The sequence below is a fragment of the Dyadobacter sp. UC 10 genome (assembly GCF_008369915.1).
Taxonomy (GTDB): Bacteria; Bacteroidota; Bacteroidia; order Cytophagales; family Spirosomataceae; genus Dyadobacter.
Genome location: NZ_VSRN01000001.1, coordinates 2795972 through 2811720 on the forward strand (window position 1 = coordinate 2795972; position 15749 = coordinate 2811720).

14 protein-coding genes are annotated in these 15749 nt (G+C 46.1%); 10 read left to right on the forward strand and 4 right to left on the reverse strand.

Translation table 11 applies throughout. The annotated features are described in order from the left end of the window. Positions 1-5 precede the first annotated feature (5 nt). From FXO21_RS11575 to FXO21_RS11590, 4 genes are all read left to right on the forward strand, one after another. On the forward strand, positions 6-257 hold the full coding sequence (locus FXO21_RS11575) for a hypothetical protein (protein WP_149640217.1): 252 nt from the start codon (positions 6-8) through the stop codon (positions 255-257). Positions 258-485: 228 nt separating this feature from the next. Then, positions 486-1562 carry an NAD-dependent epimerase/dehydratase family protein gene (locus FXO21_RS11580; RefSeq protein ID WP_149640218.1) on the forward strand — a complete coding sequence of 359 codons (1077 nt, stop codon included), beginning with the start codon at positions 486-488 and terminating at the stop codon, positions 1560-1562. A 54-nt stretch (positions 1563-1616) separates the two neighbouring features. Then, positions 1617-2564, forward strand: coding sequence for a glycosyltransferase (locus FXO21_RS11585; protein ID WP_149640219.1), 948 nt, complete (start codon positions 1617-1619; stop codon positions 2562-2564). A gap of 6 nt (positions 2565-2570) precedes the next feature. Further along, positions 2571-4190, forward strand: a complete 1620-nt coding sequence (locus FXO21_RS11590) for a hypothetical protein (protein WP_149640220.1) — start codon at positions 2571-2573, stop codon at positions 4188-4190. Here the strand turns inward: FXO21_RS11590 and FXO21_RS11595 are convergent. The 3 genes from FXO21_RS11595 to FXO21_RS11605 form a co-directional block, all read right to left on the reverse strand. Next, positions 4152-4619 carry an RrF2 family transcriptional regulator gene (locus tag FXO21_RS11595; RefSeq protein WP_149640221.1) on the reverse strand — a complete coding sequence of 156 codons (468 nt, stop codon included), beginning with the start codon at positions 4617-4619 and terminating at the stop codon, positions 4152-4154. The genes FXO21_RS11590 and FXO21_RS11595 overlap by 39 nt on opposite strands. A gap of 167 nt (positions 4620-4786) precedes the next feature. Continuing rightward, positions 4787-7192, reverse strand: coding sequence for a 3-hydroxyacyl-CoA dehydrogenase/enoyl-CoA hydratase family protein (locus FXO21_RS11600; RefSeq protein WP_149640222.1), 2406 nt, complete (start codon positions 7190-7192; stop codon positions 4787-4789). 38 nt (positions 7193-7230) lie between these two features. Continuing rightward, positions 7231-7698, reverse strand: a complete 468-nt coding sequence (locus FXO21_RS11605) for a MarR family winged helix-turn-helix transcriptional regulator (protein WP_149640223.1) — start codon at positions 7696-7698, stop codon at positions 7231-7233. A 157-nt stretch (positions 7699-7855) separates the two neighbouring features. Here FXO21_RS11605 and FXO21_RS11610 point away from each other — a divergent pair, with 157 nt between their 5' ends. Further along, positions 7856-8374: a helix-turn-helix domain-containing protein gene (locus FXO21_RS11610; protein ID WP_149638667.1), complete on the forward strand. Its 519-nt coding sequence runs from the start codon at positions 7856-7858 to the stop codon at positions 8372-8374. A gap of 41 nt (positions 8375-8415) precedes the next feature. Beyond that, positions 8416-9213 (forward strand): IS3 family transposase, encoded by a 798-nt coding sequence (locus FXO21_RS11615; RefSeq protein ID WP_229245209.1) that lies wholly within the window; start codon positions 8416-8418, stop codon positions 9211-9213. A 61-nt stretch (positions 9214-9274) separates the two neighbouring features. Here the strand turns inward: FXO21_RS11615 and FXO21_RS11620 are convergent, their stop codons facing one another. After that, positions 9275-10519, reverse strand: coding sequence for a peroxiredoxin family protein (locus tag FXO21_RS11620; RefSeq protein WP_149640224.1), 1245 nt, complete (start codon positions 10517-10519; stop codon positions 9275-9277). Positions 10520-10659: 140 nt separating this feature from the next. Between FXO21_RS11620 and rsmH the strand changes: the two genes are divergently transcribed. Genes rsmH through FXO21_RS11640 form a run of 4 tightly spaced genes read left to right on the forward strand, consistent with a single transcriptional unit; the run spans position 10660 to position 15712 of the window. After that, positions 10660-11580, forward strand: a complete 921-nt coding sequence (rsmH, locus tag FXO21_RS11625; RefSeq protein ID WP_149640225.1) for a 16S rRNA (cytosine(1402)-N(4))-methyltransferase RsmH — start codon at positions 10660-10662, stop codon at positions 11578-11580. A gap of 36 nt (positions 11581-11616) precedes the next feature. Beyond that, positions 11617-12030: an FtsL-like putative cell division protein gene (locus FXO21_RS11630; RefSeq protein ID WP_149640226.1), complete on the forward strand. Its 414-nt coding sequence runs from the start codon at positions 11617-11619 to the stop codon at positions 12028-12030. A gap of 47 nt (positions 12031-12077) precedes the next feature. Continuing rightward, on the forward strand, positions 12078-14222 hold the full coding sequence (locus tag FXO21_RS11635) for a penicillin-binding protein (RefSeq protein ID WP_149640227.1): 2145 nt from the start codon (positions 12078-12080) through the stop codon (positions 14220-14222). A gap of 8 nt (positions 14223-14230) precedes the next feature. Next, entirely contained in the window at positions 14231-15712 is a 1482-nt protein-coding gene (locus FXO21_RS11640) for a UDP-N-acetylmuramoyl-L-alanyl-D-glutamate--2,6-diaminopimelate ligase (RefSeq protein WP_149640228.1), read from the forward strand. Positions 15713-15749 lie beyond the last annotated feature (37 nt).

Genomic DNA, 15749 nt, shown 5'->3' on the forward strand with positions numbered 1-15749 from the left:
AAGAAATGAAAGTCTATAAAATTGTTGCATTTGTTGCCTCTGTTGCGCTGCTTACTTCCTGCGAATACCAAAAGTATAACCACATCGAGCAGAAAGACTATAACAAAGGAAATGAATACGTTTACGGTGTAAGCCCCGATTCATTGCCTCGACAGATGTCCTACAAATACGATGCGCAGCCAGAGCTTGACGGTCGCGTGAACGATATCAGGGCGAAGTTGTACGGTGGTATCACCAGCTCTGTTGTGAAGCAATAAGCTCATTTCTTAGAAATTATATAGAGATATCCCTGTCCATACGGGGATATCTTTTTTTTAAGGGCTATTGAATATTTTTAATACCGCACTCTGAATATAGTCCGTTTGCAAGCGCCCACTGAATAAGTGAAGTTGCGACTTTTTGAACATTTTTAATTTACTTTACGTATTCGAGGCAGGTTGATTTGATATAATTGAGAAAAATAAGTAATTAAAAGATACACAAACATGAATATAGCTTTGGTTACCGGCTCGGCTGGATTGATAGGAAGTGAATCGGTTGCGTTTCTGGCTGATAAATTTGATCTTGTCATCGGTGTTGACAACAATTTGCGTCAATACTTTTTCGGAGCGGACGGAAATACAGAGTGGAACCGGAACCGGATCCAGGACGCTTTCGGAAACTACAAGCACTATTCGGCAGATATCAGGGAAGTGAGTCAGTTGGAGCCGATTTTCAAGGAGTACGGATCAGACATTAAAATGATCGTACACGCAGCAGCACAGCCAAGCCACGACTGGGCAGCACGCGAGCCTTTTACCGATTTCGGCGTGAATGCGGTAGGGACACTGAATATGCTTGAAATGACTCGGCTGCACGCCCCTGAGGCAGTTTTTATATTCACTTCAACAAATAAAGTTTACGGCGATAACCCCAATTACCTGCCGCTGGTAGAATTGGAAACACGTTGGGAAATCGACGAAAACCACCCGTATTTCGAAAACGGTATTGACGAAAACCATAGCATTGACCATACAAAACATTCCATTTTCGGCGCTTCGAAAGTGGCAGCTGATATTATGGTACAGGAATACGGCCGGTATTTCGGAATGAAAACTGCCGTTTTCCGCGGAGGCTGCCTTACCGGTCCCAACCATTCCGGCGCGCAGTTGCACGGATTTCTGGCTTACCTGATGAAATGTGCGATTACCGGCAACCATTACACGATTTTCGGCTACAAAGGCAAGCAGGTACGTGACAATATCCACAGCCACGACCTTGTGAATATGTTCTGGCATTTTTACCAGAACCCACGTCCAGGCGAGGTTTACAATGCAGGCGGCGGCCGCTTCGCGAATTGCTCGATGCTGGAAGCGATCGCGCTGTGCGAGCAGATCTCAGGCAACAAACTTTCTTATTCTTATTCTGACACCAACAGGATCGGCGATCATATCTGGTATGTGAGCGATCTTTCTAAATTCAAATCTCACTATCCCGGCTGGAACCCGGAATATGGTTTGGTAGAGACACTTACACAAATGCACGATGGCATTTCGTCCAGACTAGGTTTGAAAACGGTTTAATTTTTATAGAATCTCCGGAGCGCCTGCTTCGGAGATTTACTATGTCGTCCCCAGATGTCAGAAAACTTTGTCATTATAATTCCTCAGTTCAACGACTGGGAGGCGCTGAACCTGCTGATTGAGAAAATAAATGCAGACGTCAGCACTTCAATTCTGGCTAATACTACTTTATTGGTTGTCGACGATTGTTCTTCAAGACTCCGCACATTACCTTTTGCTACTTTCAGCGGTAAGGAAATCAAGGTTTTAAGATTATACAGAAATCTTGGACATCAGAAAGCGATCGCGATCGGACTGTCCTACGTGGCTGAGCATCTCCCGACCGACAAAGTGATCGTCATGGATGCAGATGGAGAGGATGCTCCCTCTGATATCAACAGCCTGGTGAGAAAATCGCTTGAAGAGCCGGACAAGATCATTTTTGCAGAAAGAAACAAAAGAACAGAAGGGCTGCTATTCAGGTCGTTCTATATTATCTATAAGTTGATCTTCAACCTGTTGACCGGAAAAATGATCACTTTCGGAAATTTTAGTCTGATCCCAAAAAGCAGGCTGCAAAATTTGGTACGCGTTTCCGAGATCTGGAATAATTATCCCGGTGGCATTATCAAATCGCGCATTCCGTACGATTCTGTACTGACCAACCGGGCGAAAAGACTTGCTGGCGAAAGTAAAATGAACTTTGTATCGCTTGTTCTGCACGGCCTGAGCGCGATTTCGGTGATGATCGATACTACTGCTGTCCGGATACTGATTTTTTCTATTTTCATGTCTGGCGTGGCAATCGCCTTCATTTTTGTTATTTTATTTTTGAAACTGATCGGAAATGCGACACCGGGCTGGGCTTCCACTTTGGGCAGTACGCTGATGATCTTGATGCTGCAAGCGTTTTTAATCTCTCTTTTTCTGGTATTTATGGTGTTGCAATACCGTTCCCAGCAGCATTTCATTCCGGCTGTGCATTACCGTGACTTCGTGGAAAAGGTTGATACTATCGCCTAGCCGCCTATGATTACGTTCGACTATTCGCCCACTGTATACTGGTTAATCGGCTACATACTGGCGGCTGCGATCGTACTTGCTACTTACAAAAAAACCATCCCTTACTCCGTTTGGCTGGTCGGTGGAATAGCCCTTCTTTTCGTAATGCGGCTGCCGGTTATCGTTTTTAACCGCGAGCTGAACCCGGACGAAAGCCAGATGCTGAGCCACGCTATCACGCTATTTCAGGATCCGGTTTACTGGCGCTCAGTTGATGGCACTACGATCGGGCCGCTGGATATTTACTGGCTCGTGATCCCCCGCCTTTTTGGTTTTGAGATCAACTATACTTCCGGCCGGTTCATGGGGCTGATCAGTTCAGCTGGCGCGTTGCTTTTTTTATTCTTTGCGTTAAAAAACTGGTTTGGTGAAAAAGTGGCGCGAATCAGCTGGTTAGCACCGCTTTTTCTGCTTTCTTTCACGCAGGAAGTCGATTTCGTCCATTATTCCAGCGAGCAGATCCCGGTTTTGCTACTGGCGATTTGTGTCTGGTTTCTTTCCAGGTTGACAGGAAATTTGGGGCAGATCAGATGGAATGCATATTGGCTCGGTTTTGTAGCGGGCGCTATTCCTTTTGCCAAACTTCAGGCGGTTCCCCAGGCGCTTATCTTGGTGCTGGGCGGCCTATTTTATTGTTACCAATTCCTGAAAAGCAGGAACGGTTACCTGCCTACTTTAACGCTTTTACTGGGCGGAATTACCTTTCCATTACTCGCCCTGATCTGGATGTTAGCATTTGGCGTTTTCCAGGACATGATCGACTTCTACCTACTGGGCAACGCAGTTTACGCCGACGGTAAAGGTTTCCTCGAAATCCCCGCCCAGTTCCACACGATCTTTCGGCTGGCTCCTGATTTTGAAGTATTTACTTATGTTTTGATTGTGCCCATTATTTTGGGGGTAATACAGATTTTCGGGCCAGTTGTCAGGAAATCGTCGAATTTGACTTTACGTTTTATATTACTTTTCTCGGTATTAGGCAGCATTTACGCAGTCACCAAGTCAGGGAATGATTTTATTCATTACCTCAATTTTTGCATCATTCCCTGGACAATGCTCGCGGCATTCGGGTTAAAACCTATCGAAAAATGGGCGCTATCAATTCCGGTAGCCTTGTTAGTGTGGTTTGCGGCGGTTGATGGAGTTGGTTATTTGAGAGAGAGGAGGCTGAATAATTTCGATTCGGTTCATGCGCGGACGCTGGCTCAAAGTCCGGTGGTGCAGGAGCTGAATAAATACCGGAAAGAAAAAGATTATATGGTAGTCTGGGGCTGGCAATGTACCTATTATGTGGAAGCCCAGCTGGCCGAAGGTACCGCTGAAAACCACACCGAACGTTCTATTTTCGACCTGCCGGTCAGGGAGATTTATCGCAAGAGATTCATGTCCGATCTGGCGCGGACCAGACCTGCGTTCATTCTGGACGCAGTAGGAAAGAACAGTTTTTGGGTACAGGACAAAAAAACGCAGGGAATTGGAAGCTACCCTGCGTTGATTAAGTATGTTTCAGACAATTACAAATATATCGGTGACTTCGACGGCACAGATCTATACGTCCGGAGTGATCGCGCTGTTTTGAGCCAATAGATCAGAACCGGCATTCTCTGCCCGGAGCAGATCGTTCAATGTCGTTTTGTCCAAAACCGCCAGGTTGGCGTCCCGCCACCTTTCAAGTACTGTCCGAAGACTGCAGGTTTCTTCATCTTTGCAATCATCGCAGCGACCGTAAAAAAACATCGAAACGCACAGCGCAGGCGCGATCGGGCCGTCGATGATCCGCAGTACTTTAGAAAAATTCACTTCGCCGGGCGGTACGCGCAAAAGATAACCGCCGCCCTTTCCTTTTTGACTTTGCAAAACACCATTATTGCGCAGGTCCAGCAGAATAGCCTCCAAAAATTTCTTAGGGATCTTCTCTTTTTCAGCGATATAAGATATCAGGACAGGACCTTTTCCGTATTGCTCTGCTAAAACTTTCAGAGCTTTCAGGGCGTATTTGGCTTTTTTAGAAATCATTGTTGGTTAATGTGCTCTTTTTGGGGTTGGTTCCGGCGCAAAGATCAGGTGGTTTCAGAGAATTTTTTACCTGATTAATTCTAAATATCGAACATTTGATCACAAATCCTAATATTGCAGAACACTATTTGGCCCGGCAATAATTCCTGGATCTGATGCGCAGCCTGTCAGTTTCTCGGCGGCTTACCTCCGTTCAAGAGTCCCTGCATTCTTTCCAGTGTTTTCTTTTCGCCGCAGAGTGACAGGAAAGCTTCTCTTTCGAGGTCGAGCAGATATTGCTCGGTTACCATTTGCGGATAGCTCAAATCCCCGCCGTTGATCACATAAGCCAGTTTATTGGCGAGTTTGGCGTCGTGATCGCTGATGTAATTGGCAAGTCGCATCTGCGCGATACCCGCCATGAAAAGCGCCATGCCTGTTTTGCCCTGGACTTTGATATCACTTCGCTGTTTCGGTTGTGTGTAGCCGTTTTCAGCCAGCTCGACAGCAGCCTGTTTCGCCTCGGCGATCAGACGGGACCGGTTGAGAACAATCTGGTCTTTTTCCTGCAAATAATTCATTTCCCTCGCTTCCTGGGCGGAGGTGGACACTTTCGCCTGTGCAATATTCATGAAGGCAGTTTGCAGGATATTCAATTCGGTATCACCTGCGTGGTACATGTCCGAGCAGCGTAGCGCCATTTCCTTGGTACCGCCCCCGGCGGGGATCAGTCCGACGCCCAGTTCTACCAGTCCGATATAAGTCTCGGCATGCGCTACCACTTTATCGGCGTGCAGGTTCAGCTCGCAGCCGCCACCCAATGCCAGCGAATGCGGCGCCGTTACGACCGGAATTGAAGAATAGCGCACGCGCATCATCGTTTGCTGAAACTGTGCGATCACCATATTGATCTCGTCAAACTCCTGCTCGATCGCGAACATGAACAGCATGGCCAGGTTAGCTCCGGCAGAAAACGCCTCGGTGGATTCATTTCCGATCACCAGTCCGCGAAAATCCTTCTCCGCAATACTTATTCCTTTCTGGATACCTTCAATTACCTCCGCGCCCATCGTATTCATTTTGGATTTGAATTCGAGGTTCAAAATGCCGTCACCGATGTCGTACAGATTGGCACCTGCATTCTTCCATACAATGTTGTCAGACAGATTGCTGAGCAGGATGATGCTATCCTGGCCGGGGATTTTTTTGTAAGATTTGGAAGGAATATCATAATAAAGCCGCTTTCCGTTTTCTACTTTGTAAAAGGACTCGTTGCCTGCTTCCAGCATTTCATAAACCCACTGCGCAGGTTTCTGGTCAAGGCTTTCCATGATACCGAGCATATTTTTCAGCCCGATCGCATCCCAGGTTTCAAACAGGCCGAATTGCCAGCCAAAACCAGCGGAAATCGCCTGATCAATCCTGAAAATTTCATCAGAGATTTCAGGAATGCGGAAAGTGGCGTACCGGAATATATCGGCGAATGTTTTTCTGTAAAATTCACCGACCTTATCCTCACCTGCCAGCAATACGGGAAAGCGCTTCCAGGTATCTCCGATAGCTTTCGTAGTTTCCAGGGTTGGAAATTTTACTTTTCCCGAAGGTTTGTATTCCAGCGTTTCAAAATCGAGCGCAAGGATTACAGATTTACCTTTTTCGTCTTTTATTTTTTTATAAAAACCCTGACCGGTTTTGTCGCCAAGCCACTTATTATCAAACAGTTTCTGCATCACAGCAGGCAGCTTGAATGCGTCGCGGGATTCGTCGGTACCTTCACCGGAAGCATACAGATTGTTCGCTACGTGAACCGTCGTATCCAGTCCGACCACATCCGAAAGCCGGTAAGTACCCGACTTGGGCCGGCCTGCAACCGGACCGGTAAGCTTATCAACTTCATCTACACTTAGCCCCATTTCCTCCGCCACGCGGATCGTCTGAATCAGTGCATATATGCCCAGCCGGTTGGCGATAAAGCCTGGGGTATCTTTACATAATACGGTGGTTTTTCCCAAAAACAGGTCACCATAATGCATCAGAAACTCAATGATCTGCGGATCGGTATCGGTAGTCGGAATGATTTCGAGCAGGCGCAGATACCTGGGCGGGTTGAAAAAGTGGGTGGCGCAGAAATGCTTCCTGAAATCCTCGCTCCGGCCTTCCGCCATTAAATGGATCGGGATACCGGAAGTATTCGAGGTAATGAGCGTCCCGGGCTTGCGAAGCGCGTCTACTTTTTCAAAAAGACCTTTCTTGATATCCAGCCGCTCTACGACTACTTCAATTACCCAGTCGTAGTTTTTAATATCAGCCAGGTTATCGTCAAAGTTTCCCGTTTTAATGCGGGAGGCAAATGTCGGGCTATATAGTGAAGCCGGGGTAGCCTTAATAGTTTGTTGAAGCGATTCGTTTACGATCTTATTTCGGAAAGCCGGGTGTTCTGCGGTTACGCCTTTGGCCTTTTCGACTTCGGAAAGCTCTTTCGGAACAATATCAAGCAAAAGGACTTCCACACCTATGTTTGCAAAATGACAGGCAATTCTGGATCCCATGATCCCGGAACCTAACACAGCTACTTTACGGATTGAACGGTTCATTTGTTAATGCTTTTGGTTCTAAGAATAGTTGTCGCGGGCTAAAATTCATCAATTCCGCCGTCGCCAGCCTTTAACTTTTGATTTTCTTCTTCGACTAGCCTGTTGATATCTTTGATCACTTCAAAAAATGTGACCAGCTTATCGAGTGGGATTTTGTCCCTGATCATTGTATTCAACGAAATAACGCCTTCCCGCGCCAGCTCACGCTTTTCTTTTCCCAGATCAGTCAGTACAATTCGTACAAAACGTTTGTCGTTTTCACTGATTTCGCGCCTGATTAACCCTTTCTCTTCCAGTGTTTTGAGCATCCGCACCAGGCTCCGCGGCTCCATACCAAGCAACGGTGCGATTTTGGTGGCCGGCGTTCCGTTTTCAATATCAATATTCAGGAGCACATAGCCGACAGACATGGTAGTATCATGCCTGGCAGCGTAAGTGTTGTACATTCTTGAAATAGAATGCCAGGCCCTTTTTATCTGAAAATCAACGGTTTTCTCTTTGCGCATCGCTCTTGATTAGCTTCGTAATTTCAGTGAAGCCCTGCCCACAAATGTAAAAATCGAAGTAGTATTATGCAAGCATACTATTTTTTGGTTATAAAAAAACGCACCATAGTCAATTGCACTGCCCCCCAAAAGTTAGACACTTCTTGGGGGTATTTTTATGGGTAAAAACAGAAAACACAGTGCAGAGTTGAGGTTAGCGGTTGTAAAATCTTATTTAGGCGGAGGTGGTATTAATGAATTGGCCAGACGCTTTGGGATTACTAGGTCCTGTATACAGAAATGGGTGGGACACTATAAACAAGGCGGCGGTTCAAGTCTTTTGCCGCAATACGGGCGCGATTACACAATAGAATTTAAGCAACAAGTTGTGTTCGCTTATCAGAAACAGGGTTTATCTTTGAATGAGTGCTGCTTCAAATTTAAAATACCCAGTAAAAGTACTTTACATGTTTGGGTCCGGCAGTATGAGCAGTTTGGTATAGATGGTTTTAGCACGGCCCGTGGCAGGCCCAGGTCTATGAAAAACAAACCCAAGATCATAAAAACATACGGTCCATTGACCCGGTTAGAGCAGCTCGAAAACGAAAACCTGCGCCTGAGGGCAGAAAATGACTTGCTAAAAAAGTTGGATGCCTTAATCCGCCAGAAGGAAGCTGCGCAAAAGAAAAAGCGTTGACAATCCATGGGTTAAGGCAGAAATATCCGCTTGAATTGCTTTTGGAGCTCTTTGAAATACCCAGGAGCAATTTCTACTACCATATTAAAAATAGCGCTCAGGCCAGCAAGTATAAGGAGGCGAAAAAGCAGATCAGGCAAGTTTACGATCGGCATAAGGGAAGGTTCGGCTACCGTCGCATCACAATGATGATCAGGAAGATGGGCAGCGAGCTCAACCATAAAACGGTCTTAAAGCTGATGAAGTCCATGGGCCTGAAATCGTTGATCCGTCTCAAAAGGTACCGCTCTTACAAAGGCCAGACAGGCAGGGTTGCGCCCAATATTCTCAACAGGGATTTTAAATCTGAAAAACCATCACAGAAATGGGCGACGGATGTCTCCGAGTTCAGGGTGAAAGACAAAAAACTTTTTCTGTCTCCTATTATTGACCTGTTTAATGGAGAAATCATCAGTTACAACCTGTCCGAATCAGCTAATTTTAAGCAAGTAACACAAATGCTCGAAACGGCATTTAAAAAGATCAATAAGCCAGAAAATCTGGTACTGCATTCCGACCAGGGCTGGCAATACCAAATGAGTAAATATCAAAAAATACTTGAATCGAAGGGTATTATCCAAAGCATGTCCAGAAAAGGCAACTGCCTGGACAATGCGATTATTGAAAACTTTTTTGGCACCATTAAATCAGAGTTGTTCTACCTGAACAAATACCAAAGCACCGACCAGCTGAAAGAAGACATCAAGGAATATATCGACTACTACAACAACGACAGGATCAGGCTTAATTTAAATGGAATGAGCCCGGCACAATACCGGGCTCATCACACTAATCGTTAAATTATAAAACGTCCAACTTTTGGGGTTCAGTCCAATAGCTACGGTGCGTTTTTCAATATCTCTATTTTTCAGCGATAAGCTTGTCCATCAAGGTATTGAACTCGGTCACGAACTCGTCATAGTACTTGCCTGTTCCCGGGCCCGAAAAGCCGGTATGTATCTCGCGGACTTTTCCTTTTTTATCAACAAAAATGGTAGTGGGATAGGACATTACCTTATTGAGCATCGGAAGTGCTTTGGCCGTCGCCTCCTCAGAAGTCGTACCCGCAAGTACTACGGGGTAATTGATCTTGAAACGATCTACCATCTTGGTAATCTTTGGATTAGCGATCTCCGGCTTGTCTGAACGTTCAAATGAAAGCCCGATGATTTCTACGCCTCGGTCTTTATTTTTATCATACCAGGGCGCGAGGAAGTTGGTTTCGTCCATACAATTCGGGCACCACGAGCCCATGATCTGAATGATGACCGGCTTGCCCGCAAACCGGGGATCCTGCAACGACCATTCTTTACCGGAAGGATCAGCGAATTTGAAATCGACGCGATCGGCGCCGGGCTTCATGAATGTGAGGCTATTCGCATCAGGCAGCTCTGCTTTCGGGTCGAGTGTTGCAGCCCACGTCCGTGAAGCTTTAAGCCCGGATTTCAGGGACCCGGTCATTTTTCCGTCACCAATAGCGGCTTTAAAAAGCTTTGCATTGGAACCGTCAAAAGTGGAAAGGAAAAGGCTGTCCCCGTTCACACTTCCTGTCAGATAACGATAATCGCCGGTAGTGGTCAGAAATGAACCTGTAACATCGGTTCCGGTTTGAGTGAGTACACCTACGGCCTGCGTACTGTCGCCCGTTTCTTCATTAATAAAAATCGTAGCCCACTTGCCGGTAACATTTTTTGCGCTTTTGGCTTCGCCTGGTTTGAAGAAAGTGTATTTCTCGCCAAACTTCGCCTCAAAAGGTAGTGACCCGGAAACTACGCCGTTTGCCAATCGGTAATAAACACCTTTTAAATGCTCATCCTCCGCTATTGCGACAATTTTGGCATCAAAAAGCTGCATCGTGATCACCAGCGAATCGTTTTCGAAATATGCGGTGTCCATGCTCAGCTTTTCGGCCCCGTTCAATGCATAAACGTTGTACGTTTTTCCATCGGGATTTTTCGAGATATCGAGCAGAAACGGAAGTTCCTGATTGTCACGGCTAAGCGTGGCGCGCCAGATGCCATTTTTAAGATTGGCTTCGGAGGACGATTTGCAGCCGATCTGGAATAAAAAAAATAGCAGGGAAACTCCTGAAATGATCGCTCTCATAAACAGTTTGTTATAATAGAAATATAAGTGTAGCAAGAAAATTAAATCCCATGCAGGTCGCAATTCCTACGCGCTAAAATTGCTAAGTTTGTAACTGCCTCCCGGTAAAAATTAGTTCCTAAAAATAGTCTCTTTTCACAATGGATCAACAAAGTACCTATCACGAACCTGTCATGTTGCAGGAATGTCTTGAAGGATTACAAATCGATCCAACCGGTATTTACGTCGATGTCACATTTGGAGGCGGCGGACATTCCAAAGCGATATTGGAACGGCTGACAACCGGTCGGCTGCTCGTTTTCGACCAGGATCCCGATGCCGCCCGGAATGCGGAAGCTTTGAAAGAAGACAAGCGATTTACATTCATAGCCGCCAATTTCAGGCATTTGAAAAGGTACCTGAAACTGCACAAAGCAGAAAAAGTCAATGGTATCCTGGCCGATCTGGGCGTTTCTTCCCATCAGATCAATACCCCTGAAAGAGGATTTTCAACGAGATTCGAGGCGGACCTGGATATGCGGATGAACCCTGGCACCGACAAAACTGCTCGCGAAGTGTTGAATTCGAGATCGGCGCGGGAGCTGCAAAGGATATTAGGAATGTACGGCGAGGTAACCAATGCAAAAACTGCTGCTGAAGCGATTTTTTCTTCACGCCATAATACGCCCATTGAAACTGTCAATGATTTAAAAGGTATCCTGATGCGTTTTGCGCCCAAACATCGTGAAAACAAATATTTTGCCCAGGTTTTCCAGGCTTTGCGGATTGAGGTAAATGATGAATTACTGGTGCTGGAAGAATTTCTTTCGCAAGTGCCGGAAGTGCTCGCTCCTGGTGGAAGACTGGTAGTTATGTCTTACCATTCGCTGGAAGACAGGCTCGTCAAGAACTTTATCCAAAAAGGAAAATTTGACGGAGAGCTCGAAAAAGACTTCTACGGAAATGTATTAAAGCCACTCAACAGCGTTACCAGAAAGCCGGTAGAGGCGACCGAGGAAGAAGTGGCCAGAAATCCAAGAGCGAGGAGCGCGAAATTAAGAAGCGCAGAAAAGGAAGAGTAAATAGTTGACTCAACGCATTATAACTGGAAATTGAGCATGGCGGAAAATAAAAAAAAACCAAAACCGATACCCCCGAAACCGCCTAGACGCAAGCGGGAATATCATCTTTTTAACTGGCTGAACAAATTTTTACCGCTCGACCGGGTATTCGGTGAAAAAGCGCCGGGTCGTGAGGAGCGGCTGCCTGTCAAATACTTCTATTATTTTGGCTGGGTGGTGATTTTGCTGGTAGCCTATGAAAGGATCGGATTTCAGTCTGAACAATATGTGCGGAACAGCATTAAGCTGAAAAAGGAAGTGGACGATCTGCGTGCCGAGTACCATTCCATTCATTCAGAATATCAGAAAAGTAAAAAGCAGTCTGTTATCATTGAAAAAGTGAGAGCAACGGGTCTGGAGGAAAACCTGACGCCACCGAAGAAGATCATTGTCAAAGCCGAGGAATATTGATCTTAAGAGACTCAACAAATATTTAAAAGTAATTTTTTCTTCCCCGTATGAAGAACGAAATTGAAAGTGGTCAAAACAATAAGAAAGCGCTGATTAACAGGGCCAGGACTGTTGGCTGGCTGTTATTCCTGCTCGCTGTGCTGGTATTCGTGAAACTGATCCGGGTGCAGTATTATGACGAATTCAAAGGCAAGACGTGGGCTGAATATTCAGCTAAAAACGACCTGAAACTGGATACGATCCCTGCTATGCGCGGGAATATTTATTCCAATGATAAAAGTCTGCTGGCGACTTCGCTGCCGTATTATTTTATCGGACTTGATACCAAAGTCGCTGACTCGACCTATTTCCACGAGCATATTGATGAACTATCGTCTTTATTGGCGAAGAGTTTCGGAGAAAATACGGCTGCCGGTTACAGGAGCAAGATCATGCGTTACCGGGTAAGTAAAACCAAACGTTACCTGCGACTGAAAAGCCGGGAGATCAGTTATCTGGATCGGGAGAAAGTAAAAAAGTGGCCGTTTTTTGCCAAACATAAGAAAGGCGGAGGTGGAAAGTTCGAAACGATCTATAAGAGATATAAACCATATAGCCCGATGGCCGACCGGACGATTGGCGGCATTGATCCTAAAACGGGGAAGGGGTACATTGGTCTGGAAGCTAGTTTTGATAAAATACTGGAGGGTAAATCGGGTATCGGCTGGGTAGAATTGGTAGAGGGCGGCATGAAAATTCCGGTAGGCGATGCATTGAATGTGCAGCCGGAGGCGGGGCGCGATGTTTACACTACTTTGGATATGAAAGTCCAGGATATGGCCGAGATCGCATTGCGGCGTAAGCTGAATGAAATGGATGCGGATTTTGGCTCGGTGGTGATCATGGAAGTAAAAACCGGTGAGATCAGGGCGATGGCCAATCTGACGAAACGTGGCGACCACAAGTATGAGGAAGTTTTCAATTACGCACTCGCAGGCAGTAACGATCCGGGATCAACCTTCAAGCTGGCCACCATGATGGCGATTCTGGAGGAAACAAATATGGACCCCGACAAGATCATGGTAAATACCGGAAACGGGGCAATGCGTTTTAGGAACAATATCATCAGGGACGCGCACAGAGGAGGTTTTGGTACGATTACTGCTTCTCAGGTTTTAGAAAAATCATCTAACATCGGTATTGTCCAGCTTATGATGCGGTATTTTGCCAATAAGCCTGACCAATATCTCAAATACCTGAAACAGTTTCACCTCACTACGCCGACGGACATCCAAATGAAAGGTGAGAAACCGCCGCTGATCCGTGACCGTACTTCCAAGCAATGGAGCAGTTATTCAATGTATTATATGGCGCACGGGTACGAAATGCAGATGACGCCTTTGCAAACGCTCGCATTGTATAATGCTGTCGCAAATGACGGCTACTGGGTGCGGCCGATGATCGTGAAGGAGATACGGAATGCCGAGGAGCTGGAAGATAAAATGGAGCCCTACGTAGAAGAAAAGCCCATTTGTTCTCCTGAAACGATCCGGAAAGTGAAGAAAATGCTGGAAGGAGTTGTGAATAACGGTCTTGCCAAGCACATTAAAAGTGATCTGTATAAAATCGCAGGAAAGACCGGAACTGCGCGGAAGCTGATTAATGGTATTTATACGGAAGGTAAAAACTATACTTCATTCGCAGGTTATTTTCCGGCCGATAAGCCCAAATACAGCTGTATTGTCGTGATCGATAACCCGAAAAGTTCCGGAGCCGACTACACGAGGTACGCAGGAAGTGTCGCCGCGCCTGTTTTCAAAGAGGTTGCAGACAGGATTTACGCGTCGGAAGTAGGTATACAGAAGCCTGTAAGGGATTCGTTACCGGAAGATTCCAAAGCAGTAATGTGGGCGGGACGTACGTCTGATCTGCAGGTGATCAGCAAAGAACTCAAATTGACCCCGGCGCCGGCAGATGCCGAGTATGCGGCCGCATCTCTCTACAAAAAAGGCAAAACGAACTGGAAAAAAACGGACCTGGCTTCGAAGGATGTTCCGGATCTGGTAGGAATGGCTATGCGCGACGCTTTGTATTTGCTTGAAAACAAAGGATTTAAAGTAACATTCAAAGGTTCTGGAAAAGTAGTGGAACAATCGCTGCCGCCGGGAGCTAACCAGAGCGGGGTCAAAACAATACTTTTAACTTTACAGTAATTCCGTTAATGGAAAGCAATCAGGAGAAAAAGCTAAATGCCCTTCTTTCCGAAGTAAAAGGTACCCGCATCACGGGTTCTGATGAAATCAACATCACAGGTATTGTCCTTGATTCCCGCAAAATCTTGCCAGGATGTTTGTTTGTCGCACTGAGAGGCACGCAAACGGACGGGCACCAGTATATAGGAAAAGCGACAGAGCTCGGTGCCGCTGCGATATTGTGCGAGGAACTGCCTGAACAATTAAACGACCAGGTTACTTATATCCAGGTTGACGATTCTGCTGCTGCAATGGGATTGATTGCCTCCGCATATTATGGTTATCCTTCCCGCCAAGTAAAGCTGGTAGGCGTTACGGGAACGAATGGTAAAACCTCGGTAGCGACGTTCCTTTTTCAGCTTTTCAGGGGTTTAGGCTATCGCTGCGGGCTGTTATCTACTGTTCAAAATCAAATTGAGGATGAAGTCATTCCCTCCACGCATACTACGCCTGACTCGGTTGCATTGAATCACTTACTGGCTCAGATGGTGGCAAAAAATTGCAGCCACGTATTTATTGAAGTGAGCTCGCATTCGGTTGCGCAGCACAGGATCACAGGATTGCATTTTGCGGGAGGCATTTTCACGAATATCACCCACGATCACCTCGATTTTCACAAAACATTCGATAATTACATTGCAGCTAAAAAAGGCTTTTTCGATCAACTGCCTAAATCTGCATTTGCGCTTGTGAATATCGACGACCGCAGAGGCGCGGTAATGGTTCAGAATACCCGTGCCAAAGTGGAAACCTATTCGCTGCAAACGCTCGCAGCATTCAAGGGAAAGGTAATTTCCGACACGTTGGCCGGCATGCATATGGATGTAAATAACCAGGAAGTTTGGTTCAGGGTGATCGGACGGTTCAATGCTTATAACCTCCTTTCTGTCTACGGCGCCGCAGTTTTATTGGGCGAAAAACCGGAGACTGTATTACTGGAATTGTCAAACCTCAAAAGTCCTCCTGGGCGTTTTGAGCAATTCCATTCTGCTGATCAGATTGTGGGGATAGTAGATTACGCGCATACCCCGGATGCACTGGAAAACGTACTGGAAACGATCGCGCATTTACGAAGTGGGAATGAGCAGGTAATCACGATCGTGGGCTGCGGCGGCAACAGGGATGCCGAAAAACGGCCTAAAATGGCGGCAATCGCGTGCAGGTTTAGTAACAGGGTTATTCTTACATCTGACAATCCAAGATTTGAAGATCCGCTGGATATTCTGGCACAAATGCAGAAAGGAGTTCCGCCGATCGATTTCAAAAAAACTTCAACAATAGCCGACAGACGGGAGGCAATCTTTAATGCAGGGCTTTCGGCCAATCCCGGGGATATTATTCTGATCGCTGGGAAAGGACATGAGAATTATCAGGACATCAAAGGAGTAAAACATCATTTCGATGATAAGGAAATTCTGCTAGAAGTGTTTGAAAAGAGACATTCCAATTAAAAAGCCAGTGGCTTTTTGCGTAGTCTCCGAAAAGAAC